Origin of the sequence: Paraburkholderia phytofirmans OLGA172 (assembly GCF_001634365.1) — a bacterium.
Taxonomy (GTDB): domain Bacteria; phylum Pseudomonadota; class Gammaproteobacteria; order Burkholderiales; family Burkholderiaceae; genus Paraburkholderia.
The window spans coordinates 963,327-986,899 of sequence record NZ_CP014579.1 but is presented as its reverse complement, the minus strand read 5'-3'; the positions used below and the strand labels follow the sequence as shown (position 1 = coordinate 986,899).

Annotated in this window: 20 protein-coding genes and 1 pseudogene; 11 read left to right on the top strand and 10 right to left on the bottom strand. The window is 61.5% G+C overall.

Annotated features, from left to right (window positions below):
• The first annotated feature begins 98 nt into the window (after window positions 1–98).
• On the top strand, window positions 99–1,631 hold the full coding sequence (locus AYM40_RS24710) for a sensor domain-containing diguanylate cyclase (RefSeq protein ID WP_082855277.1): 1,533 nt from the start codon (window positions 99–101) through the stop codon (window positions 1,629–1,631).
• A 129-nt stretch (window positions 1,632–1,760) separates the two neighbouring features.
• Here AYM40_RS24710 and AYM40_RS24705 read toward each other — a convergent pair whose 3' ends face one another.
• Both AYM40_RS24705 and AYM40_RS24700 read right to left on the bottom strand, forming a co-directional pair.
• Window positions 1,761–2,984, bottom strand: a complete 1,224-nt coding sequence (locus tag AYM40_RS24705) for an MFS transporter (RefSeq protein WP_063498835.1) — start codon at window positions 2,982–2,984, stop codon at window positions 1,761–1,763.
• A 9-nt stretch (window positions 2,985–2,993) separates the two neighbouring features.
• A complete protein-coding gene (locus AYM40_RS24700) occupies window positions 2,994–4,337 on the bottom strand; it encodes a hypothetical protein (protein WP_148662293.1) in 1,344 nt (447 codons plus the stop codon).
• 361 nt (window positions 4,338–4,698) lie between these two features.
• Here AYM40_RS24700 and AYM40_RS24695 point away from each other — a divergent pair, with 361 nt between their 5' ends.
• The gene (locus AYM40_RS24695; RefSeq protein ID WP_082855276.1) at window positions 4,699–5,421 is read left to right on the top strand and encodes an autoinducer binding domain-containing protein; all 723 of its coding nucleotides are present in this window, start codon (window positions 4,699–4,701) and stop codon (window positions 5,419–5,421) included.
• A gap of 15 nt (window positions 5,422–5,436) precedes the next feature.
• Window positions 5,437–6,045, top strand: coding sequence for an acyl-homoserine-lactone synthase (locus AYM40_RS24690; protein WP_082855275.1), 609 nt, complete (start codon window positions 5,437–5,439; stop codon window positions 6,043–6,045).
• Window positions 6,046–6,104: 59 nt separating this feature from the next.
• Here AYM40_RS24690 and AYM40_RS24685 read toward each other — a convergent pair whose 3' ends face one another.
• Entirely contained in the window at window positions 6,105–7,508 is a 1,404-nt protein-coding gene (locus AYM40_RS24685; protein ID WP_063498833.1) for a heavy metal sensor histidine kinase, read from the bottom strand.
• A complete protein-coding gene (locus tag AYM40_RS24680; protein WP_063498832.1) occupies window positions 7,505–8,176 on the bottom strand; it encodes a heavy metal response regulator transcription factor in 672 nt (223 codons plus the stop codon). Before AYM40_RS24680 ends, AYM40_RS24685 begins: the two co-directional genes overlap by 4 nt.
• Before the next feature lie 184 nt (window positions 8,177–8,360).
• Between AYM40_RS24680 and AYM40_RS24675 the strand changes: the two genes are divergently transcribed.
• The 3 genes from AYM40_RS24675 (at window position 8,361) to AYM40_RS24665 (ending at window position 10,495) form a co-directional block, all read left to right on the top strand.
• Window positions 8,361–8,993, top strand: a complete 633-nt coding sequence (locus tag AYM40_RS24675) for a hypothetical protein (protein ID WP_063498831.1) — start codon at window positions 8,361–8,363, stop codon at window positions 8,991–8,993.
• 99 nt (window positions 8,994–9,092) lie between these two features.
• Window positions 9,093–9,725: a cytochrome b/b6 domain-containing protein gene (locus tag AYM40_RS24670; RefSeq protein ID WP_063498830.1), complete on the top strand. Its 633-nt coding sequence runs from the start codon at window positions 9,093–9,095 to the stop codon at window positions 9,723–9,725.
• On the top strand, window positions 9,722–10,495 hold the full coding sequence (locus AYM40_RS24665; protein WP_063498829.1) for a molybdopterin-dependent oxidoreductase: 774 nt from the start codon (window positions 9,722–9,724) through the stop codon (window positions 10,493–10,495). The genes AYM40_RS24670 and AYM40_RS24665 overlap by 4 nt, the downstream gene beginning before the upstream one ends.
• Window positions 10,496–10,515: 20 nt before the next feature.
• Here AYM40_RS24665 and AYM40_RS24660 read toward each other — a convergent pair whose 3' ends face one another.
• Complete coding sequence (locus tag AYM40_RS24660) at window positions 10,516–11,559, bottom strand: AraC family transcriptional regulator (RefSeq protein ID WP_236721071.1); 1,044 nt, start codon at window positions 11,557–11,559, stop codon at window positions 10,516–10,518.
• Between the two features lie 328 nt (window positions 11,560–11,887).
• Here AYM40_RS24660 and AYM40_RS24655 point away from each other — a divergent pair, with 328 nt between their 5' ends.
• Window positions 11,888–12,943 carry an NAD(P)-dependent alcohol dehydrogenase gene (locus AYM40_RS24655; RefSeq protein WP_063498828.1) on the top strand — a complete coding sequence of 352 codons (1,056 nt, stop codon included), beginning with the start codon at window positions 11,888–11,890 and terminating at the stop codon, window positions 12,941–12,943.
• A 14-nt stretch (window positions 12,944–12,957) separates the two neighbouring features.
• On the top strand, window positions 12,958–13,914 hold the full coding sequence (locus tag AYM40_RS24650; protein WP_063498827.1) for a LysR family transcriptional regulator: 957 nt from the start codon (window positions 12,958–12,960) through the stop codon (window positions 13,912–13,914).
• Window positions 13,915–14,114: 200 nt separating this feature from the next.
• Here AYM40_RS24650 and zwf read toward each other — a convergent pair whose 3' ends face one another.
• The 3 genes and pseudogenes from zwf to AYM40_RS24635 all read right to left on the bottom strand — a co-directional run bounded on the left by zwf (window position 14,115) and on the right by AYM40_RS24635 (window position 17,746).
• A complete protein-coding gene (zwf, locus tag AYM40_RS24645; protein WP_063498826.1) occupies window positions 14,115–15,596 on the bottom strand; it encodes a glucose-6-phosphate dehydrogenase in 1,482 nt (493 codons plus the stop codon).
• Between the two features lie 246 nt (window positions 15,597–15,842).
• Complete coding sequence (lhpI, locus tag AYM40_RS24640) at window positions 15,843–16,787, bottom strand: bifunctional Delta(1)-pyrroline-2-carboxylate/Delta(1)-piperideine-2-carboxylate reductase (RefSeq protein ID WP_063498825.1); 945 nt, start codon at window positions 16,785–16,787, stop codon at window positions 15,843–15,845.
• 40 nt (window positions 16,788–16,827) lie between these two features.
• A pseudogene (locus AYM40_RS24635) lies at window positions 16,828–17,746 on the bottom strand (proline racemase family protein).
• A 282-nt stretch (window positions 17,747–18,028) separates the two neighbouring features.
• On the opposite strand from AYM40_RS24635, the gene AYM40_RS24630 reads away from it, so the two are divergent.
• The 3 genes from AYM40_RS24630 to AYM40_RS24620 all read left to right on the top strand — a co-directional run bounded on the left by AYM40_RS24630 (window position 18,029) and on the right by AYM40_RS24620 (window position 20,776).
• On the top strand, window positions 18,029–18,283 hold the full coding sequence (locus AYM40_RS24630) for a helix-turn-helix transcriptional regulator (protein WP_063498824.1): 255 nt from the start codon (window positions 18,029–18,031) through the stop codon (window positions 18,281–18,283).
• Between the two features lie 2 nt (window positions 18,284–18,285).
• Window positions 18,286–19,626 carry a type II toxin-antitoxin system HipA family toxin gene (locus AYM40_RS24625; protein ID WP_063498823.1) on the top strand — a complete coding sequence of 447 codons (1,341 nt, stop codon included), beginning with the start codon at window positions 18,286–18,288 and terminating at the stop codon, window positions 19,624–19,626.
• A gap of 295 nt (window positions 19,627–19,921) precedes the next feature.
• Window positions 19,922–20,776 (top strand): helix-turn-helix domain-containing protein, encoded by an 855-nt coding sequence (locus AYM40_RS24620; RefSeq protein WP_063498822.1) that lies wholly within the window; start codon window positions 19,922–19,924, stop codon window positions 20,774–20,776.
• A 77-nt stretch (window positions 20,777–20,853) separates the two neighbouring features.
• Here the strand turns inward: AYM40_RS24620 and AYM40_RS24615 are convergent, their stop codons facing one another.
• On the bottom strand, window positions 20,854–22,728 hold the full coding sequence (locus AYM40_RS24615; protein WP_063498821.1) for a hybrid sensor histidine kinase/response regulator: 1,875 nt from the start codon (window positions 22,726–22,728) through the stop codon (window positions 20,854–20,856).
• The gene (locus tag AYM40_RS24610; RefSeq protein ID WP_236721070.1) at window positions 22,698–23,336 is read right to left on the bottom strand and encodes a molybdopterin-dependent oxidoreductase; all 639 of its coding nucleotides are present in this window, start codon (window positions 23,334–23,336) and stop codon (window positions 22,698–22,700) included. Before AYM40_RS24610 ends, AYM40_RS24615 begins: the two co-directional genes overlap by 31 nt.
• Window positions 23,337–23,573: the final 237 nt, after the last annotated feature.

The window sequence follows — 23,573 nt, the reverse complement described above, 5'->3', positions numbered from 1 at the left end:
GCGATTTTCGAGAGAAACTATCCGCTGTGCTGATAGTTTCATTTTGAGCCGAAGCCAAGCCGCTTTAGAATAGCCGGAACTCCGACCACGGGACTCTCATGCTGGACACCCTCCCACGCGACTCAGCGCCCGCCAACAACGGCCAGCAGGAAGTCCCCCGCCCCGAAGGAAGTCCCCTTGGGGGATCGGGGGACGATTCCGAAATGTTCGAACTCGCGCCTGTCTCGCTCTGGCTCGAAGACTTCAGCGGCGTGCGCGCGCTATTCGACAAATGGAGGGCACAAGGTGTGACCGATCTGCGCGCCCAGTTCGCCGACTATCCGGCCCTTGTCGCCGAATGCGCGCACAGCATCCGCGTCATCAAGGTCAACCAGAAAACGCTGACGCAATTCGAGGCCGCCGATTTCGACACGCTCACCAGCAATCTCGGCTCGGTGTTCCGCGACGACATGCTCAAGACCCACCTCGAAGAGCTATGCCAGCTATGGGCGGGCCAGGTCCAGTTCACGAGCCAGACCGTCAACTACACGCTCGGCGGGCGGCGCCTCGACGTGCTGCTCAAGGGCGCCGTGCTGCCCGGCCATGAAGACCGCTGGGACCGCGTGCTCGTATCGGTCGAAGACATTACCGAACTCGAAGGCGCGCGGCATCGCGTGACGCTTGCCGAACAGTATGTGCGCGGCCTGTTCGAACATTCACCGGTATCGTTGTGGGTGGAAGATTTCAGCGCGGTCAAGCGTCTGCTCGACGGGGCGCGCTCGGCAGGCATCAGCGATTTTCGGGTGTTCACCGACGTGCATCCCGAGTTTGTCGACCGTTGCATGCAGGAAATTCACGTGCTCGACGTGAACCAGCACACGCTCGGCATGTTCGTGGCGCCAGACAAGAAAACGCTGCTGGCGCGCCTGCCGGACGTTTTCCGCGACGACATGCGGCCGCATTTCCGCGAGCAGTTGATCGATCTATGGGACGGCAAGCTGTTCCAGCAGCGCGAAGTGCTCAACTATTCGCTCGACGGCAACGAGGTGCACGTACACCTGCAGTTCTCCGTCCTGCCGGGTCATGAACGCGATTGGGACCTGGTGCTGGTGGCCCTCACCGACATCACGGCGCGCAAGAAGGCCGAAGCGTACCTGGAATTCCTCGGCAAGCATGACGTGCTGACCAAGCTGCGCAACCGCTCGTTCTATGTCGATGAACTGAACCGGCTGGAGCGCAAGGGTCCGTGGCCGGTGACCATTATCATGGCCGATCTGAACGGCCTCAAACGCGTGAATGACCAGCTCGGCCACGCGGCCGGCGACGCATTGTTACGGCGCGCCGGCGAAGTCCTGGCCAAGGCGGCAGACGCGCCGTTTTACGCGGCGCGCATCGGCGGAGACGAGTTCGCGATCCTGTTGCCCGACACCGACGAGCGAGGCGGCGCGGCGATGGTCGATGCGATCCGCCAGCTGGTCGATCTGAACAACCAGTTTTATCCGGGTTCGCTGCTGAGCCTTTCGATGGGTGCTGCGACGTGCCGGCGCGGCGACCGGCTCGAAGCCGGCGTGCAACGCGCCGATCTGCTGATGTATGAGGAAAAACGTGCGCACTACGCGAACCGTCCGGATGCGGACGCGCCGGGCGGCTGACGCCTGGGCGTGCTGCACGTTGGCAGGCACTGCGCCGCCGCAACCCGTTGCGCAATCATCCCGGTATCGCCATTGCCGGTTTGCTCGAAGCCCTGTCGCCCACGAACCGATTCAACCGGTGGATGCCGGTCATTGCGCCGGCGGATCCTGGCGGCGAGCGCCCGCGCAAACTCGAATCGTCGTGACACCGTACGCCACCATGCACAGCAGTGCGCCAACGCCCAGCGCCAGGCGCAAGCCCCAAAGCGGCGCGCACGCGCCGAGCCACAATGCACTGAGCGCCGGCCCGCCACGATAGACCATGCCGTATAGCGCGAGCACGCGTCCGCGCAACGCCTGCGGAACCGACAGGTGAATCAGCGTTTGTGCGCCTATTCCGGTCACGACGATCGAGAAACCCATCGTGAAGAACAGCGCGGCCGCCAGGCGGAAGTCGTGCGTCAACGCCAGGGCAAGCGTGCCGAGCGAAGCGGCCATTACGTGCCGCTCGATCAATCTTGCTAACGGTTTGGTTGCGTCACGCCCGCTGCACCATACGCCGCCCGCGATCGCGCCTGCCCCCGCTGCGGCAACGAGAGACGCAAACCCTTGTGAGCCGCGCCGCAACATTTCGCCGGCAATGGCAGGCGCGAGGTCCGGGATCCCGCGAATGCAAACCGCGGACGCGGTCAGGATCAGGAAGGTTGCCCGTAACGGCGCGTCCGACACGAGGTAGCGCAATCCTTCCGTCGCCTCACGCAACCATGGCGAGGGCGGAATCTTTTCGGTCGAGCGCGGGGCAGCAGGCGGAATTCGAAGAATGACGACGATGAATGTGGCATAGCTCAGCGCATTGAGCAGAAACAACGCGGAGGGATCGAGCTTCAGAAGCATCGCGCCCGCCAAAGCCGGTCCTACGAAGCGCGCCAGATTGAAGCATAGAGAATTGATCGCGACCGCGGACGCGAGCTTTCCCGGCGGCACTAGAGTCGATATCCAGGAAAGGCGAGCGGGCTGGCACAGCGCGCTGGCAATGCCCGACATCAACGTCACCGCAAAGAGCGCCTCCATGGAATTGGCATGGCTCAAAATCAGACCGGCCTGCAAAACGGCCGTTGCCATCGCGACGAACTGACAATAGAGAATGACGCGGCGTTTGTCGCAACGGTCGGCCATCACGCCGGCAATCGGCGCAAGGAGCACGGTTGGGAAAAGATCGGCAAACGCGAGCAAGCCGAGCCACACACTCGAATGACTCGACTCCCACGCAAGCCAGCCTGTGCCGATCCGCTGCACCCAGGTTCCGACCAACGACAGGCAGTTACCGAAAGTAAACAGCCTGAAATCCCCACAGGCGAGCGCACCGAATCGCATCCCCTTGAATCAGTGAATTACCGGTACTGGCAGCGAACTCAACACCGCCATCTTTCGACCGTCCTGGGCGATATTGACTTTTCGCGCCCGGCTCACTCGCGATCCGTATCCAACAATCGCGCCACTCGCCAACATCACCACCAGATCCCTGAAGCAGGTGTCTCCGTCGACCTCAAAGTCCGAGTCGACATATTGCTGAACCACATGACCGAGCGACGAAGTTTTGCCGACCAGTTCCGTCCACGCGATCTGATCGTAGTCCCGGCCGACGAAAACCGACACACCGCGCGTTCCGTACGGATGCTTGACGACAAAATCGTCTTTGTACTGGATCACTTCCCGTTGACTGATACCGTCGCCGAGTTTGCGGCTCGTCGGGATGATGGTGCCGATCGCCGCGCGCTCTGCGTCGTTGAACAGATAGGAAAAGCGCGGATCGGACATGACTGCGACACACAACTTGTTGTCGCCGATCCAACGCCCCGCCAGCGATGACTGGATTACGAGCCGGCCTTCGACCACACTCCGGCAGAACTGCTCCCATTGTCCGATGTCCTGAATCGCGCGCTGCACGCCGTACTTCAAATAAGCAAGCTGGAATGTGTGATCGCCGGTCTGGCTGAGCTGCTCTGGCGTCAGCATGGCCGAGCGAAGGCCGCACGCTTCGATCCGCTTCTTCAGATGCGGCAATTCGAGAATGTTTCCGCCTGCCGGATGCAATAGGCCAATACCTTCGATATCGCGCAAGCCGCGCCGATCCGCGAGCGATGACAACCACGTGGCAACCCAGTCACTCTGTTCGAAAGTAGACGCGCCGCCGCCCCACGATTCGATCAGCGAGGAGGAAAAAGGCGCCTCGCGCCAATATCGGTTGATCATGCCCGCGTACACAATCCCCCCGGGCGCATTGCAGTTGAATTCAATGATCTTGAGCTCCGACAGCGTGCGTCCCATCAGATCGAAGCGGCACAAATCGACCCTGTTGTTGGCCGGCTCCGTGTCCTCCTTGACCCATTGGTTCAACTGATTCGGAATCCCCAGAAACTCCTGGAGATTGGCATCCGCGCGATATGCCGAAACGATCTTCTGCAAAGCATTAAATATAGACCCGATTCGCGGCGCCAGAATTTCCTCCGTTCCCGCGTGAAGCGCACACACCCCCGACATAACCGGATAGGGACGTGAGTTGTTCCCCTCAAAGCTCATGACCAGGTTGTCTTCCGCAGCGCGACTCTTCACATACGAACAGGCTCGATTAAATTCATCACTCGCATGATTCTGTTCCAGTGTGATCCAGTCCTTATCGGGATCGAAGACCGGAAAATCACAAATATTCGAATACGATTGCGCCACGGCAAGCTCCTTCATAAGTAAAGGCAAAACTGTCGATTGGTTATCGATCCATTCACACCAATCCGATAGTTCAAACAATTACATGAAGCTAATCACGGAACAGCTCCCGCGATTGGTAGTTGCCTGATTAGTGACACTGGGCACGGCACTCGAACGCCCATGCGCCGATACGTCACAGCCCAAAACTGGTAGGAAATTGCAGCTTTCGGCTAAATATGACGAATTTATGATTTACGATATAAACCGAAAATGACCAACGAGATGTCAATCATCATTTCTGCAACCACTAGACACGCTATGGAACAAAAACCACTCCTATAAAACGAAGTCTGTAATCAAACTTGCATAGCGGAGCCTTTTGATGCCCCGGGACCTATCTGAATGGTGGAGCGATCTGTTCCTCGAACTACAGACCTGCGAAGAGATTGACCGTGTATTTTCCATACTGTCGCGCGTCTCTCTGGATCTCGGATTCTCGTATTGTGCGTTTGGCTACGTCAATCGCGTTCCTTTTTGTTCCAGAAACATCGTTATCAAGAGCTCCTATCCCGAGCGATGGGTGTCGAGATACAGGGAAAGGGAGTACCTGAGAATAGATCCGATAGCCAAACTCGAGTTGGGCGACCTGACTCCCGCGATATGGAATGATGGCCTCTTTGCGAACACAAAACACTTATGGGACGAAGCCAAATCGGCAGGACTCGCAATCGGCATTTCACAACCCTGCTGGGACGCTCGCGGCCAGTTCGGCGTTTACTCATTGGCGAGAGAACGCACGTCGCTAGGCGCCAGTGAGATCAAAGTCCTCCGACCTTTTCTCCTGGCGCTCGGCCAGTTGTCGATGTTCTGCATCAGCCGGATTTCCGGCCGGCAGAGCAGCACCGCCACCGAAGCCAAACTTACCCAGCGTGAAATTGAAATCCTTCGTTGGACCGCCGATGGAAAGTCAGCCAAGGGTATCTCGAACGCCCTCGCCATTTCCGTCGATACGGTGAATTTTCATCTAAAGAATTGCAGGAGAAAACTTAACGCCCCATCCAAGGCCAGTGCAGCGGCCTATGCCATTGCCTACGGACTACTTTAGCTATCGAGCAGACTCATGGAAGAGATCGTATTTACCACAATGGAACAGCTGACTCCTCCCGAAAAGCAGCAACTTGGCAGGTATCGGCACACGGTATTCGTCAAGGAGATGCAATGGGACTTGCCGTCAGCCAGCTCCGGCACTATCGAGGAATGGGACGAATTTGACCGGAACACCACCACCTGCGTCATCGCCTATAAGCAGGATCGCAGTATCTGTGGCTATGCACGATTGTTGCCCACGACTCAGCCTTATCTGCTCGCCGAAATTTTTCCGGACTTGTGCTCCATTCCGCTGATCAGCGATTCGTGCACGTGGGAGCTATCCCGGTTCACGACTTTCGACAGCGGCGTCGCCTGCAACATGCAAAGAATGCGCGAACTCCTTCGTTTGATCTTTATTCGTTCCCAAAGCCAGGGAATCCGCCAATTAGTAGGTGTCGCGCCATCCAGCATGGATCGACTCTATCGTCGCCTGGGGCTCGTGTTACGGCCTATCGGTCCGGCACAGACCGGTAAATGCGGTCTGGCCGCGTTTTCACTGGATATCAACACAACTGGGTTGAGGGCATTAAGCGATGCACATCATTGCCCATTGAATGCGCCAGGCACGCAGGATTTTTAGAATCGTCGATCCTGCCCGGCCAGGCAGCCACGCCATCAGTGCTGACGCGAAGATCGGTTTCAGGCGCCCGGAAAGCGCAATTCGAAGCGCACCACACCCGGCACCGGACATACCACGCGCGCCGTGCCGCCGTGCAGATGCATGATCGCCTTGACGATCGCGAGCCCTAACCCGCTCGATTCGGTGAACGCGCTGCGCGCCGCATCCGCGCGGTAGAAGCGATCGAACAGGCGGTCCAGTTGCTCGTCGGGAATCGGCGCACCGTCGTTTTCCACCACCACCACTGTCGCGCCCTGTTCGTCCTGCGTGCCGCTCAACCGCACCACCGTATCGTTCGCGCCGTATCGCACCGCATTGACGACGAGATTGTTGATCGCCCGCCGGCACAGCATCGGATTGACCGACGCCACGCCCTGTGCCTCGACGGTGAAGCGCATGCCGCGTTCGTCGGCGGGGCCTTCGAAATAGTCTGCGATCCTGACGAGTTCCTCACGCAGATCGACCGGCTCGCGGTCGATGGACAGCGCAGCATGGTCCGAGTGCGCGAGAAACAGAATGTTTTCCGCGATGTGGCTCAAACGGCTCAGCTCTTCAAGATTAGATTCGAGCAATTGCTGATATTCATCGACGTCGCGCGGTTTGGCGAGCGTCACCTGGGTCTGGCCGATCAAGGCGCCCACAGGCGTGCGGATTTCATGCGCCAGATCGGCGGAAAACTGCGAGAGGCGTTGATAGCCATCGGCGAGACGGTCGAGCATGGCATTGAAGGCGTGCGTGAGCTGACGTAATTCGACCGGCGCGGCCTCGCTGTCGAGCCGCACCGACAAACTCGCCGGACTGATCTGCGCCGCCCGCGCAGCGATCTCGCGCACCGGCCGCAAGCCGCGGCGCAGCACGTAGTAGGCGAGCAGCGTCGCGGCCAGCATGCCGGTGAGCGTAGCCAGCACGATGCGATTGCGATACGCGGCCAGCATCTGCGCTTCCTGAGTCATCGGATGCGCGGCGATCACTTCGACCTCGCTGCCGTCCTCGCGTGCTTTGACGGCGGCGATCGCCCAGTGAACCGGCACGCCATTCGGCAACATCGTCTGGCGGATGTCCGGGAGCGTCGGCAAGCGGTTCTCCGCACCGGCCTGCAGGGCAGGCACCGCAATGTTGCCGGGGTTCACGTCGATAAACGGCGCTTCGCCCGGACGGCGAAACAGCAGCACGTCTTGCTCCGCGCCGAGCATGGTCTCGAACAGCAAAGGCCGGTTCTTCAATTCGCTGACCGAATAGAGATCGCGCACGATGCGGCTGAAATGCTCGACACGGCCGGTGAGCACCACGTCCGCGCGGCGCTGCAACGACAATTGGGCAGAGCGATAGAAATACGCGCCCAGCGTGCCGATCACCACGCATGCGATCGCGGCGAACAACACTGTGGTGCGAGCCGTCAACGAACGTTCGTTCCACAGTTTCATGAGCTGTCGCCGAAGGTATACCCGATGCTGCGCACCGTATGAATCAGCTTCTTTTCAAACGGATGGTCAATCTTGGCACGCAGCCGTTTGACGGCGACGTCGACCACATTGGTGTCGCTGTCGAAGTTCATATCCCACACTTCCGAGGCGATCTGCGTGCGCGACAGCGCTTCGCCCTGCCGTCGCACCAGCAGATGCAGCAGCATGAATTCCTTATTGGTCAGTGGAATTTCGACGCCTTCGCGCGTGACCTTGCGGCGCAGAACGTCCAGCTTGAGGTCGGCAATCTCGAACACATCGCTCTCGCGGATCACGCCGCGGCGCAGCAGCGTGCGGATGCGCAACACCAGCTCGGTGAACGAGAACGGCTTGACGAGGTAATCGTCGGCGCCGAGTTCGAGGCCGCGGATGCGGTCGCTGACGTGATCACGCGCGGTCAGGAAAATGACAGGCAGATCGCGCCGCGCGCGCAGCGCACGCATGATTTCCCAACCGTCGATGCCCGGCAGCATCACGTCCAGCACCACGAGGTCGTACGCGTGTTCGAGCGCCATGTGCAGCCCGTCCGTGCCGGTGCGCGCCAGGTCGACCGCGTAGCCGCTTTCGCGCAGCCCCTTCTTCAGGTAGTCGCCGGTTTTCGGGTCGTCTTCAATGACGAGGATGCTCATGGTGGCTGGCTTCCAACCCCGAGCGCCGCCGTGGGCGTGGGTCATGGATGTGGACGTGGATATGCCGGCCATTCTACGTGGCCGCGCCGCGCCGTTCATGACGTTTTTGTCATCCGTCTGTCACTCGCCCGAGCCACCCGCGCGCCTAACCTGCCCCTATCCCTCACCCACTCAGAGCAAACTCATGAAGATTGTTTCCGCTAATGCGATGCGCGCCATTGTCGCCCCCGCGCTCGTCGCCGCCTCGCTGTTTGCCGCAGGATCCGTCGCGCAGGCCCAAACCGCCGCGCCCACGGGCGTACGCGGCACGGTAACCGCGCTCTCGGGCGACCTGCTCAAGGTCCACACGCGCGACGGCAAAGACGTCGACGTGAAGCTCGCCAAGGACACGCCGATTCGTGGCGTCGCGCTCGCCAACGTGAACGACATCAAGCCGGACAGCTATGTCGGCACCGCCGCGATTCCGCAGCCCGACGGCACCCTGAAAGCGCTCGAAGTGCACGTCTTCCCGGCCAGCATGCGCGGCGCCGCCGAAGGCCATCGCCCGTGGGACCTCGGCTCCAACAGCACGATGACCAACGGCACGGTCGGCTCCCTCGTGGTCAGCAACGGCCGCACGATCACCGTCAAGTACAAGGACGGTGAAAAGAAAATCGTGATTCCGCAAGACGTGCCTATCGTCGCCCTCGAACCGGGTGACCGCTCGCTGCTGGTGCCGGGCGCGAAGGTCGTGCTGTTCGCCCACAAGGAAGCCGATGGCACGATGGCGGCGAATTTCATCTCGGCAGGCGAGCATGGTGTAACGCCGCCTATGTAATACGGCGCTTTTCAACCGTCCGCTCTTTCAGCCGTTCAGACTGCCGCGTGCCGCAATGACGCGGCTTTCAGGTTCTTCCATGTTTCATCACCGCTCACCATGCCCGAACCGCAAGCGCGCTTTATCGTCCACCCACTCGTCGTACGAATCACGCACTGGATCAATGCATTTGCGATGGTCTGCATGGTAATGAGCGGCTGGGCGATCTATAACGCGTCACCCTTTTTTCCGTTCAGATTTCCGGTGTGGTCGACCGTCGGCGGCTGGCTGGGCGGCTCGATCGCATGGCATTTCACGGCGATGTGGCTGCTGTGCGCGAACGGCGTGCTGTATCTGGCGTATGGCATCGGGCGGGGGCATTTCCGGCGCAAGCTGCTGCCCGTCCACCCGCGCGATGTCGTACACGATGCCGCCTTGGCGATGCAGTTCAAGCTGCCGCACGATACCGGCAAATACAACGCGGTGCAGCGCGCGCTCTACCTCTTCGTATTGTTCCTTGGCGTGCTGCTGGTCGCGTCGGGGCTTTCGATCTGGAAGCCGGTGCAATTCTCGTGGCTTACCGCGCTATTCGGCGGCTTCGATTTCGCGCGTCGCGTTCATTTTGTCGCGATGGCGGGTGTGGTCGGTTTTGTCGTCGTGCATCTGGCACTGGTGCTGCTGGTGCCGCGCACGTTGCTGCCGATGTTGACGGGCCGCGCGCGGCTCGCCACGCACGATAGGAGCGAAGCATGAGTGAATCAGAACGCAAGGACTCGCGCGGCACGCGTATTGTCCTCGCCGACCACAAACCGCAAATCGAACGATTGCAACGACGGTTGTTCCTGCGCTCGTCGCTTTCGATCGGCGCGCTGGCGATGCTCTCGGGCTGCAACATGCAGGACGGCGATTCGGTCGACAAAGTGTTGTGGGCCATGTCGCGCTGGAACGATCGCGTGCAAGGATGGCTGTTCGATCGCAACAAGCTCGCGCCGACCTATTCGGCGAGCGAGATCACCGACCCATTCCCGTTCAACGCGTTCTATCCGGAGTTCGATGCGCCGGATATCGATGGTTCGACGTATCAGCTGGAAGTGTCGGGTTTGGTGTCGGACAAGCGCACGTGGACGCTCGAGCAGCTGCGCGCGTTGCCGCAGGCTTCGCAGATTACACGACACATCTGCATTGAAGGATGGAGCGCGATCGGGCAATGGCGAGGCGTGCCGTTTCGCACGTTCCTCGAGCGCATCGGCGCCGATCTGAGCGCTCGCTATGTCGGCTTCAAATGCGCCGATCGGTATTACTCGAGCCTCGACATGGCGACGGCCTTGCATCCGCAAACCCAACTGACACTCGATTTCCGCGACGCGCCGCTGCCGGCCAAATACGGCTACCCGCTGAAGCTGCGCGTACCGACCAAACTGGGCTTCAAGAATCCGAAGCACATCGCTGCGATCTTCGTGACCAACACGAACCCCGGCGGCTATTGGGAGGACCAGGGGTACAACTGGTTCAGCGGGCTATAACGAATCCGGCAACCGCGCGTCTAAACCGCGGTCACATAACGCGCGACCGGCTTGACTACGCGCGGCGGTGGCGCATCGTGCACGGTGCGCATGCGCTTGACTTCATCGACCGGGCTCAGGCCGAACAGACGCTTGAACTCGCGGCTGAACTGCGACGCGCTCTCGTAACCGACGCGCGCCGCGGCGGCGCCGGCATTCAAGCCATCCTGCACCATCAGCAAACGCGCGTGATGCAAACGCGTGGTCTTCACGTATTGCATCGGCGAGGTCGCCGTCACGGCCTTGAATTGCGCATGAAAAACGGCGAGGCTCATGCCCGCTTCAGAAGCAAGCGTATCGACATCGAGTTGCCCGTGGTAGTCGGCATGGATTCGCCGTAGCGCCTTGGCGATGCGGCCGAAATGATTCTGATGCGTAAGCGCCGCGCGAATCGCGTCGCCCTGCTCGCCCGTCAACACGCGATAACAGATTTCGCGAACCACGCCAGGTGCGAGAATGCGCGCGTCTAGCGGCGAGGCTAAGGCTTCCATCAAACGCTGCACTGCATTGTTCAAGGCCGGATCGAGCGGCGTCGAATAGATGCCGAGCGGCTCGTTCTGCGTGGCGCCCTGCGCTTCATTCAGCGCCATGAGCAGCTCGGCTACCATGGTCAGATCGACACGCACCGAGATGGCGAGGAACGGCTGTTCCGGGCTCGCCTCGGTTTCACACTCGAACGGCAGCGGCACCGAGAGCACCAGGTATTGCTGCGCATCGTACTGGAATACCTGATCGCCGAGAAAACCGCGCTTGCGCCCCTGGCAGACAATCACGATGCTCGGCTCGTACATCACGGGCCTGCGCGGCATCGGGGTATTCGCGCGCATCAGACTGACCCCTTCCACGCTCGAACGCGTAATGCCCGGATCGGGCGCAAGCATGTCGAACAATTCGACCAGACGCTGCTGGGCAGGGTCGGCAGGGCCGCCAGCGGCCGGGGCGCGAGTGAGCGGGGCGCGCTCGACGGGGTCGCTATCGACAGGGTCGCGCTCGACCGACGCGGGTTCAACGGAACGGGTTGGCATGACGGTATAGTGACGCGCAAGAGAATAATGCTTGAAATTTAGCACCGAACGACCAACTGCGCTCGCCGCCAGGAGTTTTAGGCAAATCTTCAAGACGTTCAGGTATTCCCCGGTTCGCGCCCGGCTCCTACTATGGGAACCCTGCCGGATCATCTTTTTCCGCGCTGCGCCGGGCTCGGTCGCCTGTTCACCTATTCACCGTTTCGGTGAATACGTCGGCCTCCATCTGCGCCGCGATCCTGGTCTACAACAAGGTTTGGCCGCATCGGCGACGCGCATCGCCCATCGTTGGCGCCTTGCGACATTACCCTCTTTGCTGGAGCTACCTATGAGCACGACTTATGCCTATGCAGCGACCGACGCTACCGCGCCGCTCGCCCCGTTCGAAATCCAGCGCCGCGAACTGCGCGCTCATGACGTGCAGATGGAAGTCCTTTTTTGCGGCGTGTGCCATTCCGACTTGCACCAGGCACGTAACGAATGGAAGAACACGGCTTTTCCTGTGGTGCCGGGCCATGAAATTGTCGGCCGCGTGACGGCGGTGGGTCCGGACGTGACGAAGTACAAGGCAGGCGACCTGGTGGGCGTGGGATGCCTCGTCGACTCATGCCGTACGTGTGCGAGTTGCGAGGAAGGTCTCGAGCAGTATTGCGAAAACGGTTTTGTCGGCACGTACAACGGTGTGGACCGGGTTGACGGTCAGATCACCTACGGCGGTTATTCGACGCAACTGGTGGTGGATGAGGCATTCACGCTGCGGGTGCCGGAGAATCTCGATCCGGCGGGTGTGGCGCCGTTGCTGTGCGCGGGTATCACGACGTATTCGCCGCTGCGCACGTGGGGTGCCGGTCCTGGCAAGAAGGTCGGGATTGTCGGTCTTGGTGGCCTGGGTCACATGGGCGTGAAATTGGCCCGTGCGATGGGTGCGCATGTGGTGTTGTTTACGACGTCGCCGTCGAAGATTGAAGATGCCAGGCGGCTTGGTGCGCATGAGGTTGTCATCTCGAAGAATGCTGAAGAGATGGGCGTGCATGCCAACAGCTTCGATTTCATTCTGAATACCGTGGCTGCGCAGCATGATTTGAATCCGTTTTTGAATCTGCTGAAGCGCGATGGGACGATGACGCTGGTCGGTGCGCCGGAGCACGATCATCCGTCGCCGCAGGTGTTCAATCTGATCTTCAAGCGTCGCCGGCTGGCTGGTTCGCTGATTGGCGGGATTGCCGAGACGCAGGAGATGCTCGATTTCTGTGGCGAGCACGGAATTACTTCGGATATTGAAGTGATTCCTATGCAGGGGATTAATGAGGCTTATGAACGGATGCTTAAGAGTGATGTTAAGTATCGGTTTGTTGTTGATCTGGATTCCTTACGGAAGTACTAACTGGAGTCAGAATCGTGATTGACAGAATAACTGCAATGCGGACATTCATCCGAATCGTGGACACAAACAGCTTCACCCGCGCAGCGGAGTCGCTCAACATCCCCCGCGCGACAGCGACAACCATCGTCCAGAACCTGGAGGCCCTGCTAGGCACTGCCCTCCTAACCCGCACGACGCGGCGTCTGAGCATCACGCCAGAAGGCGCGGCCTATTATGAGCGCTGCGCGCAAATCCTCGCTGACATCGACGAAATGGAAGCCAGCCTCCGTCACTCAACGGATAACCTGACCGGCCGCCTGCGCATCGAAATGCCCGGCGCGGTAGCGAGCGCCATCGTCCTGCCAGCCCTGGAGGACTTCCACGCCCGCTATCCGAACCTCGATCTGGCCATCGGCGTCAGCAACCGAACAGTCGATCTGATCTCGGAAGCCATCGACTGCAGTATCCAACTAGGCGAATTGCCGGATTCAAATCTGATCGCGCGGCAATTGGGCACCCTCGAGCACGTGACATGCGCAAGCCCGGCCTACCTGAGCCGCAACGGCACACCCGCCGACCTCGACGATCTGCGCGGACACACCGCCGTCAATTGCATGTCGCCGCATAACGGCCGCGAAGTCGACTTCGACTTTGAAGTGGACGGCGAAGCGCAAAACGTCAAGGTCAAAGGCTTTGTCAAAGTCAGCGACGAGCAGGCTTACCTCAGCTGCGGATTGCAAGGTCTGGGCCTGATCCAACCGGCGCGAATCGCCGCACAGCCCTACCTCGATTCGGGACGGTTGCGCGAAGTGCTGCCGCAATGGAAACCCGTGCCGATGCCGGTCTCCGTCGCGTATGTAAAGAACCGCCGGATCTCGCCACGCGTGCGGGCCTTCGTCGACTGGCTCGCTGAATTGTTCGAACAAGCCGAACACGTCGATCAGGACCTGTCGCGAGTCCGGCAATTGTTGCGTGGCCTGCATCCCGCCTAAGGCGGGTTTCATGCAGGCTCGCAACACCGTATTCACGAACGCCGCTGCGACGTATTCTGCCCCGCGGGCACGTTTAACCGCCGGTCTCGCACCACCTGCCACGGCCGCAGCAAATATACGAGCGACGCAAAGCCGCCCCAGATATGCACGCGCGACCTCGCAAGGCTGCGTCGACGCACCGCCGATGCCTGATTGCCTGCTTACTGCGATTCTTCCGCCCACACAGCGTTTTCGCGCGCCATCAGCGCCGTCGACGCAGCCGGTCCGAACGTGCCTGCCGTATAGCCACGCGGCTTGTCACCCGACTTGGCCCAGCCTTCCAGAATCGGTTCGGCCCACGCCCATGCGGCTTCGAGTTCGTCGCGGCGCATGAAGTGCGTGAGGCGTCCGCGAATCACGTCGATCAGCAAACGCTCGTACGCTTCCGCGCGACGCTCGGTGAAGGCCTGCTGCAAGTCGAGGTTCAAATTCACCGGCAGCATGTGCATGCCGCTGCCCGGCTCCTTCGCGAGCATCTGCAACTGGATCGACTCTTCCGGCTGCAGCTGGATCACGAGACGATTGCCGTAGTTGCGCCCACCGCTCGGAATGATCGAGAACGGCAATTCGGAAAACTCGATAACGATCTCCGACACCTTCTTCTGCATGCGCTTGCCGGTGCGCAGGAAGAACGGCACGTTGGCCCAGCGCCAATTGTTGATATGCGCACGCAAGGCGACGAACGTCTCGGCGCGGCTATTTGCCGGCACATTGTCTTCCTCGAGATAGCCCTTCACCGGCTCGCCATTCACCGCGCCGGCCGTGTACTGGCCGCGCACGGTATCGCGAGCGATATCTTCGGGCGTCATGGGCCGCAGCGAGCGCAGTACCTTGAGCTTTTCGTCGCGCACTGCATCCGGATTGAGCGACACCGGTGGCTCCATCGCGACGATGCACAGCAGTTGCAGCAAGTGGTTCTGCACCATGTCGCGCAGCGCGCCGGTTTTATCGTAGAAGCCCGCGCGGCTCCCCACGCCGACCTCTTCGGCCACCGTGATCTGCACGCGCTTGATATACGGCGCCTGCCACAGCGGGCCGAAAATCGCGTTGCCAAAGCGCAGCACCATCAGGTTCTGCACCGTTTCCTTGCCGAGGTAGTGGTCGATCCGGTAGATCTGCGCTTCGCCGAAATGCTTGCCGACCGCGGTGTTGATCTCCTGCGCCGACGCCAGATCGTGGCCCAGCGGTTTCTCGAGCACGACCCGTGAATTCTCGTCGACTAGTCCCGCCGCCGAAAGATGCTCGCAAATATTCGTGAACAGATCAGGCGAGGTCGCGAGATAGAACACGCGCCGCACACCTTCGCGCGACGCCTCCTTCAGACTGTGGTAGTCCTCGACCGAATCGACGTCCATGCGCACGTACTCGAACAGCGCCAGGAATTTGTCCCAGGCGGCGGAATCGAACGCCTTCTTTTCGATGAAGGGCTTCGCCTTCGCTTCCATGAATTCGTTGATGTACTGCTCACGCGACCACGGCTTGCGGCCAATCGTGAGAATGCGGGTATCCGGCGGCAGATTGCAGTGCAGATGCGCCATGTAGAGCGCGGGCAGCAGCTTGCGAAACGACAGGTCGCCGGTGCCGCCGAAGATGATCATATCCAGCGGCAGGGCAGGAGTGGCTAAAGCGTGTTGGGTCGTCATAGCGCGGTCGCAGCGTCGTGATAGGCGTCAAGTCAAATGACAAGGGGGCAAAAAGCGCCGGCTGACCGGCACTTTTTTGGCAAACGTCTATGTTGCAACGTTTTGGGATTGTTTGCACGGCAAGATGTGCCGCGGGTTGGCGCAAGATGCCAACCCGACTAGCAAAGCCAGCGTTTGCCGAACCTTTTCTGGACCTTTGGCGGGCCTTTTGCCGAGTCTTTTTCGAACCATCCGGACTGCCCCTGCTCAGCCGCCGGACAATGCCTCGCGCGCTACCCGGCAGGCCGCCAGATCCCATGCCGCGCAGCCGACGCTCTTGAACACAACCGGTTTTTCAGGCGGCAACGACGCGGCAGTGTCCAGCACCGCCGCAATTCCGCCGACCCGCGACCAATCGACGCCGGCCTGGATAAAATCACCGGCTTCATGCCTCGCGCCGGCTTCGTCGTCGACGAACAGCGCGCTGCCCGCGATCGTGCGCGCGCCGATCTCGACCATGGCCGGCGTGAACGCGCCCACGCCGATCACGAGCCGGTCCGCGCGCGCCGCTTCGTCGTAGACGGCCTGCTTGCTGGTGGTCAGCGCGATCACCACGTCGATCGAATCGGGGATGGCCGCGCCAGGGTCGGCCAGCGGTTGCAGTTCGCGCGCCTTGCCGCGATGCGCGCGATGTGCGGCGCAAAACGCTTCGGCCCGCGCGGGCGCACTGCCCTTCACCCATACACGCGCGTCGGGAAACAGTTCGCCCATCGCCTCCAGATGGTTCACTGCCTGTGTGCCCGTGCCAATCAGCAGGAATTCGTGCGGCCGGGCCGGCGCGAAAGTGTGTACGCCGAGCATCGACATCGCCGCCGTGCGCCGTCCGGTCACCGTCGGGCCGTCGAGAATGAAGAGCGTCTCGCCGGTGTCGGCGTCGAAGGCCATCACCTGGCCGTGGATCGTGGGGATGCCGCGCGCTCCATTGCTCGCGCATACATTGACCAGCTTGTGGATCGCGAGATCGGGCGCGGTAGCCGGCATCGACAGCATGATGCCGCCTTCGTTGAGCGGCACGACGAGCCGTTCAGGACTCGCGATGCGGTGCTGCGCATAGTCGATGCTCGCGCACTTCAAGGCGTCGACGAGCGTCGCGTACGGGATCAGCCGAGCGGTGGCGGCGGCGTCGAAAATCTGCGTGGTCGGGCGGCTCATAAGCGGGCTTTTTCTGTCCAGGCGAATTGATGGGTTCGATTCAGCGCACCAGAAAACCGTAAGTCAGCGGATCGCGTTCGTCGACGATCCAGTTTGCAAAACCAACCACATGCGCGTCGCCTTCAATCTCCGGAATCACTGCGTCGAATCGGTCGAGCTTCGTCTCCGACACAACGCGGCCGCGAAAAATCGTCCCGATCACCGATTCGTTGACGAGCGTCTCGTCGCGTCCCAACAAGCCGCGCAGATAGAGTTGCGCGACGCGGCGCGTTGTCGACGATCGTGCCGTAGATATGGTTGATTTCCGGAATCAGCGGATGCTCGACCTTGAAGGCCGCGTTCGCCGCGCGTTTGACTTCGTCGCCGAACTGGATCAGCCGGTCGAGCTCGGCTTCGCGCACGTTCAGATCGAAGGGCTTGCCCGACGTGTAGAAATAGAACGCACCGCCGAAGGCGATATCGCCGCGCACTTCGCCGAAACTGGGCGTGTGCACCGTCACGTCGCGCTGCCAGATGAACGACGGCACGTTCACGAAGCGTACGTGCCCCGCCTGCTCGCCGTCCCATTGCACGAACGCTTCAATGAAGCCGCACGGCGCGTCGATGCCGACACGCGTTTCCGGTTCGCTGCGCTCGATCCAGCCGAGCGCGACAGCCGCGGTCGCGAGGGCGATCACGCCGTGGCCGCAATGGTCGCTATACCCCTCGTTGTGCACGAAGATCACCCCGAAGTCCGCGCCTTCGCTGACCGGCTCCGTCAGATAACCGCCGTACATATCGGCGTGGCCGCGCGGCTCGAGCATCAGCGCGCGGCGCAAGTGATCGGCATGCGCCTTGAGCCACGCGCGCCGCTCGACGATGGTCTTGCCGGGAAACTTCGGCAAGCCGCTCGTGACGATGCGAAACGGTTCGCCGGCGGTGTGCACTTCGACCGTGCTGATCATGCGGTTCAGTTTCATGCTTGCGGCCTTCCTGTGTGTGGCTGATCAGACACGCGGCTGCTCCGGGAGTCGAGAACAAGCGATTCTACGACGCCCGTGCGCCGTGGGGCCGGATCGAGTTCTCACCGTCTGCTGGACGGCCATCCCGGCAGCGACGCAGGCGGATGGAATTTATTCGCGATGCAGATATTTGCCCTTTATTCGCCAGACAGATATTTTCACTTTATGCGTCACACGAATATTTGACAAATATCTGTGTGACGCATAAAGTGCATTTATTCGTTTCACGGATAATTTGCCATGATCCACCTCGTCGCCACGCCGGGCCAGATGGCTCAACTGCTGGCTGCCGGCCGGCGCCAGGCCGGCCTCACCCAGGCCGATGCCGCCGTGCGCATCGGCGTCAGTCAAAGCCGCATCTCGGCGCTGGAAACCGACGCCACCGCCCTCACCCTCACACAATTGCTGGCGCTGTGCGGCGCCTATGGCCTGCAATTGCAGGTACGCGACAAGAACCAGCCGGCGCCTGAGTCGGCGCCTTTGATCGAGTGGTAAGCATGGGCCGCCAGACGCACTCGCGGGCGCTTTCGGTGTGGGCCAACGGCGAGCGCGTCGGAGTCTGGCGCCTGCCCACCCGTGGCCCCATGGAGTTCGCTTACGACCCCGCGTGGGTCGCCTCGCCCGTGGGCCGGCCGCTTTCCCTCTCGCTGCCGTTTGCGCCGGGCAACGTGGCGCACAAAGGGCCACGGGTGCTCAACTATTTCGACAATCTGCTGCCTGACAGCGAGGCAATCAGAAAGCGCATCGCCCAGCGCTACCAGACCGATACGCTCGATGCGTTCGACCTGCTGCAAGCCATCGGCCGCGATTGCGTAGGCGCCGTTCAGTTGCTGGCCGTTGACGATGCGCCGGCCGGCGTCGAACGCATTGAAGGCACACCGCTCTCCGACAGCGAGATCGAAACCATGCTGGCACGCACCGTCAGCAACTCCGCCCCCGGCACACCCGACGAAGCGGACGATTTCCGCATCTCGCTCGCCGGCGCGCAGGAGAAAACCGCCCTGTTGTGGCACGACGGCAAGTGGCAGCGTCCGCATGGCGCCACGCCTACCACGCATATTTTCAAGCTGCCGCTTGGACTGGTCGGCAACAAGCTCGCCGACCTCAGCACCTCGGTCGAAAACGAATGGCTATGTCTGCGGATCCTGCACGCCTATGGCCTGCCGGTGGCCAACACCGAGATCATGACGTTCGGCAAGCAGCGGGTGCTGAGTGTCGAACGCTTCGACCGGCAACCGCATTCGAGCGGGCAATGGCTGCTGCGCCTGCCGCAGGAAGACTTCTGCCAGGTCTACGGCGTGCCGTCGCATCGCAAGTATGAAAACGAAGGCGGTCCGGGCGTGCTGGACCTCGCGCGGATTCTCCAGCAATCGGTGTCGGCGCAACAGGACATCGAGACGCTGCTGGCCAGCCAGATCCTGTTCTGGATGCTGGCGGCGCCGGACGGCCACGCCAAGAACTTTAGCATTCGCCTGCTGGCGGGCGGCCAGTACCGCCTGACGCCGCTTTACGACGTGATGTCGATCTGGCCGGTGGAAGGCAACGGCCCGAATCAATGGTCATGGTTCAAGGCCAGGCTCGCCATGGCGATGTGGTCGCGCAGCAAACACGACGCCTTTCGCGATGTGCAGCGGCGCCACTTCAATGCAATGGCGCAGCGATGCTCGTACGGCGCGAACGCCGAGCCATTGATCCAGCGGCTGATCGAACAGACGCCGGAGGTCATCGCGCGGGTCTCGGCCGAATTGCCCGAGCGGTTTCCGGGCAAGGTCGCCGAGCGGATTTTCAAAGGCCTGAAAAGCTCGGCGGCGAAACTTCACGCCATGCCGCCAGCATAGTGGCGCGTAAGGAATACACCAGCCGGCATTATTTCTTTACAGATGCCGCGCGCTTTCATCGGTAAAATGCGGTCAATGCCAACAGCATAAACAGATCGCCGGATCTGTCCGTTCGCACCTCGCACCGACAGGCTCGGCGGCGGTCATACAAAAACACAGACCGCGATACTTTTTACGGTACATTTGCTGTCCCCTGCGTAGCCGCGTCGATGCGCATTCAATGTGCATGGCGGCGCTGCGCGTGTCGTACGCACGCTCCACAGCCAACCTACAAGAAGGCGGATCCTCACGCAGCATGACCAACGAAACACACTCACCTGACTCCATCGCAGTCGCCGAGCGCGTGCGCGAGTTGATGAGCCGGCATGGAATCGGCAAGCGCCAGCAAACCACTGAGCTGTGCCGCATCCTCGATCTGAGTTTTTCGCAGGGACACCGCAAGCTGCGCGGCAACAGCCCATGGACCCTCTCGCAGATCAAGAAGGTTGCCGAGGTGTTCGGCGAACCTGCCGCTCAGCTATTCGGCGCACAGTCGCTCGATCCAGGCATGGTCGGCGCCATCGCCCAGGAGGCGGTGTTCTGCATCGGCGCGATCGAGCTGGCCTGCACCGCATGGGTCGGCGCCGCGCTCGAACCGGGCAGCCGCCCCGAATTTGTCGCGTACCCGAAGCTCGGCCAATGGCGCGTTGCGCGTCACGACGGCACGCTTTATCAAAGCGCGTACGAAGTCCACAAGATCGAGATCTATCCGCGCCGCGCTGAAACCGACAAGCCGACCATCGCCGTGGTCGACGACGATCAGGCCTCCGCCGACAACCTGCGCGACTATCTCGAGCGCAGCGGCTTCGCGGCGGTGGCGATTTACGGCCTCGCCGCGTTCGCCGAACAACTGCAAACGCAGATCTTCGACGGCATTGTGATCGACTGGCTGTTCGGCTCGCAGACCTCGGCAGAGGCGATCCGCGCGGTGCGGGCCTCGGAAAATCCGGACGCGCCGGTTTTCGTGCTGACCGGCGAATTGCTGACCGGCAAGGCCAGCGAATCGGAGATCAGCCAGGTCATCCGCAATTACGACGTCGCGTGCTATGAAAAGCCCGCGCGTATGGCGATCCTGGTCGCCGATCTGTCCAAGCGCCTCAACCGGCCTTGATGTTGCACGCGCCGGCAAGCGGCTGAAGGTGCGCTCAGGTTGAGCCCTCCTCCATCTGCGTCTTCCCAGGCGTCACGTCACACCGTATGCCGCGAAGCCAAAGCACGCTGCAACGCGCTGCGCAGCTCCTCGTAATGTACTGGCTTTAATAACGCTTCGAAAAACGGCTGCAAGCCGGCTTCGCCCGCTTCCTCTGCCGCTTTGCCGTCTGCATTGCCCACCACGCTATCCGGCTGCGGCGCATACGCGCTCACCACGATCACTGGAACACCCGACGACGGCCCCCCGCGTGCCGCGAAATCCGCAAGGAACGCATAACCGTCGCGATCCGGCATGTGCAGATCGAGCAGCACCACATCACAGCGATGCGCGTCGAGCCACGCGAGCGCATCGTCGGCATTGGAGACGGCGTGCGCGTCGAAATCCATGTGCGTAATCATTTCGCTGAGCGACTCGCGAATCAGCCGGTTGTCGTCGACGATCAACACGCACGGGCGCGCGCCGCCCGGTTTGGCGTGCGCCGCCACGCCGGGAGGCGCGGTTGCCGCAACGGGCGTGACAGGGATCGTCACCGTAAACGCGGTGCCCTTGCCCACCGTGCTCGCCACCTCGACGGAGCCGCCAAACAGCCTGACCAGCCCCTGCACGATCGTGAGCCCCATCCCCGCGCCCTCGAAGCGGCGCGTGCGCGATGCGTCCAGCTGCGTGAACTCCTGGAAGATCAGCGGAATCTGCGCATGCGGCACGCCCGGCCCCGTATCGCTGACGACGAAGATCAGCACTGCCGGCCGCTGTCTCAGTTGCACGCGCACCGTGCCGGTTTCGGTGTAACGGATCGCGTTGGTAACCAGGTTGTTGACGATCTGGCGGATGCGGTGCGGATCGGAATCGACGAGGCCGCTCATGCCGCTCGCCTCGCTTTCCAGCTTGAGGCCGCGCGCGGCGGCCGACATCGCGTGTTCGTCGACGATCGAAGCCAGCAGTTCGCGCGGCCCGAAATGCTCGTGACGCAGCTCGAGCTTGCCGGCGCCGAGACGCGCGTAGTCGGTCAGGTCTTTCATCTGTGCTTCCAGATGCCGCCCTGCGGTCTCGAGCCGCTGGATGACCTTGCGGTCGGCCTCGGAGTGATAGTTGAAGCCCAGCAATTCAATCGACGACACGATCGCATGCAAGGGCGTGCGCAGTTCGTGGCTGATCATGCCGAGAAACGCGTCCTTCGCGAGACTGGCCTCGCGCGCCGCGCGGCTCGCCTGATGCTCCGCTTCGAGCGCCGCGTGCTGCTGGTGCATCAGGCGCGTGCGGCGCCGGCCGTTGAACACCAGCAGCGTGGTCGCGGCCGCCGACAGTAACAGCAGCAACAGGCCGCCCGCGAACAGCATGCGGCGCTTGTCGATGAAATCGCGGTTCATCGCCTCACGGTCGGCCACATCGGCGAACCGGCGGCTCAACGCGAGATCGTTGACCTCATTCCAATGCTGACGCAGCTCCACGACGATCTGATTGGCGCGGCTGCGGTCCTTCGGCAACGCATCCACCTCAGGCTGAATCTCGCCCAGCAAATGATCGATCGACTGGATCTCGTCCATTTGCCGTTGCAGCAGCGCAAGCTTCGTGGTCAGCCGGCGTGTCGAACCGGCCATCACATGCAGCTTCGATTCCAGCAACTGGTAGCGCAGCGTGAGCCGCTGATAATCGTCGTCGACGCCGGATTGATACAGCAGCAGCTGGTTCTCGAACCGCGCGTAGGCGATCTGCAGTTGCGCGGCGTCCCAGTAGAAACCGTCGTACTGACCGGTCAGCGGTTCGGTGGCGCGCGGATTAAGCAGGTTCGCGTACAACAGATAGCCGATCGCGCCGGCCGGCGCCGCGAGCGCGGTTAGCCAGATCAGCACATAGAGGACACGACGCCATGGGCGGCGCGTTATTTGATGATGAGTGCCTTGATCTGCCATACGAATTTCGCGTCGCCCGCCGCGCCCATGAGTTCACCGGGGAACGCGTCGCGCGGATAGATAAGAAACAGCGGCCCGAAGTCTCTGATCTTCAGGCGCCGGCCGTTCATGCTGTACGCAACGACCACGCCGTAGCGATCGCAGTCCGACACCGGAATGGTGTAGGTATAGTCGTCGAGCGTATGGATCTCGACCGCGCTGCCGGATGCACCGACGCTCTTCAGGATATCCGCGAGCAGCGGTCCTGTGAAGGTGGAACGCGGCGTCCAGGTGGTGGCGGTCGTAATCGAATGGACCGGCAGCGCCAGCAGTTGCGCCTCGGTGAAGTGATACCGCTGGTGCGCCGCATCGTTGGTCTTGCTGATTTTGCCTGTCACGTCGAGCGATAACGGCAACGACTCTGCCTGTGCCTGTGCCTGTGCCTGTGCCTGTGCCTGTGCCTGTGCCTGTGCCTGTGCCTGTGCCTGTGCCTGTGCCTGTGCCTGTGCCTGTGCCTGTGCCTGTGCCTGCATGCTCCACGCGACGAAAGCGAGGAGCAGACCCAGCCCCCACCAGGCGCCCCTGTACGCGCCCTTCCTGTCATTCACCGCTACACTTACCTTGGTCATCTGCTTGTTTTTTCCATCGCTCGTTATTTTGCGGGCGGTTCTACGCTGCGCCGGCTCAGCCTGCCGCGCCCTCTACCGGCCGCGGCGCCGGCCTTTGCGGCCCACCCCGTCCAGCGACGCGCGTCACCCCCGACGCGCGACATTGAACCGCAGGCATAATATCGCCAAATTTCTCCGTCTCAAAAACGAGGACCTGCCGCTGCGTTGCGCCGCCCGCCGCTCTCCGTCTACGGGACA

Bases quoted from the DNA above. Each gene is read 5' to 3' on its own strand.
- AYM40_RS24710 (WP_082855277.1), top strand. From the start codon at position 99: ATGCTGGACACCCTCCCACGCGACTCAGCGCCCGCCAACAACGGCCAG.
- AYM40_RS24705 (WP_063498835.1), bottom strand. From the start codon at position 2,984: ATGCGATTCGGTGCGCTCGCCTGTGGGGATTTCAGGCTGTTTACTTTC.
- AYM40_RS24695 (WP_082855276.1), top strand. From the start codon at position 4,699: ATGCCCCGGGACCTATCTGAATGGTGGAGCGATCTGTTCCTCGAACTA.
- AYM40_RS24690 (WP_082855275.1), top strand. From the start codon at position 5,437: ATGGAAGAGATCGTATTTACCACAATGGAACAGCTGACTCCTCCCGAA.
- AYM40_RS24685 (WP_063498833.1), bottom strand. From the start codon at position 7,508: ATGAAACTGTGGAACGAACGTTCGTTGACGGCTCGCACCACAGTGTTG.
- AYM40_RS24680 (WP_063498832.1), bottom strand. From the start codon at position 8,176: ATGAGCATCCTCGTCATTGAAGACGACCCGAAAACCGGCGACTACCTG.
- AYM40_RS24675 (WP_063498831.1), top strand. From the start codon at position 8,361: ATGAAGATTGTTTCCGCTAATGCGATGCGCGCCATTGTCGCCCCCGCG.
- AYM40_RS24670 (WP_063498830.1), top strand. From the start codon at position 9,093: ATGCCCGAACCGCAAGCGCGCTTTATCGTCCACCCACTCGTCGTACGA.
- AYM40_RS24665 (WP_063498829.1), top strand. From the start codon at position 9,722: ATGAGTGAATCAGAACGCAAGGACTCGCGCGGCACGCGTATTGTCCTC.
- AYM40_RS24660 (WP_236721071.1), bottom strand. From the start codon at position 11,559: ATGCCAACCCGTTCCGTTGAACCCGCGTCGGTCGAGCGCGACCCTGTC.
- AYM40_RS24655 (WP_063498828.1), top strand. From the start codon at position 11,888: ATGAGCACGACTTATGCCTATGCAGCGACCGACGCTACCGCGCCGCTC.
- zwf (WP_063498826.1), bottom strand. From the start codon at position 15,596: ATGACGACCCAACACGCTTTAGCCACTCCTGCCCTGCCGCTGGATATG.
- lhpI (WP_063498825.1), bottom strand. From the start codon at position 16,787: ATGAGCCGCCCGACCACGCAGATTTTCGACGCCGCCGCCACCGCTCGG.
- AYM40_RS24630 (WP_063498824.1), top strand. From the start codon at position 18,029: ATGATCCACCTCGTCGCCACGCCGGGCCAGATGGCTCAACTGCTGGCT.
- AYM40_RS24625 (WP_063498823.1), top strand. From the start codon at position 18,286: ATGGGCCGCCAGACGCACTCGCGGGCGCTTTCGGTGTGGGCCAACGGC.
- AYM40_RS24620 (WP_063498822.1), top strand. From the start codon at position 19,922: ATGACCAACGAAACACACTCACCTGACTCCATCGCAGTCGCCGAGCGC.
- AYM40_RS24615 (WP_063498821.1), bottom strand. From the start codon at position 22,728: ATGGCAGATCAAGGCACTCATCATCAAATAACGCGCCGCCCATGGCGT.
- AYM40_RS24610 (WP_236721070.1), bottom strand. From the start codon at position 23,336: ATGACCAAGGTAAGTGTAGCGGTGAATGACAGGAAGGGCGCGTACAGG.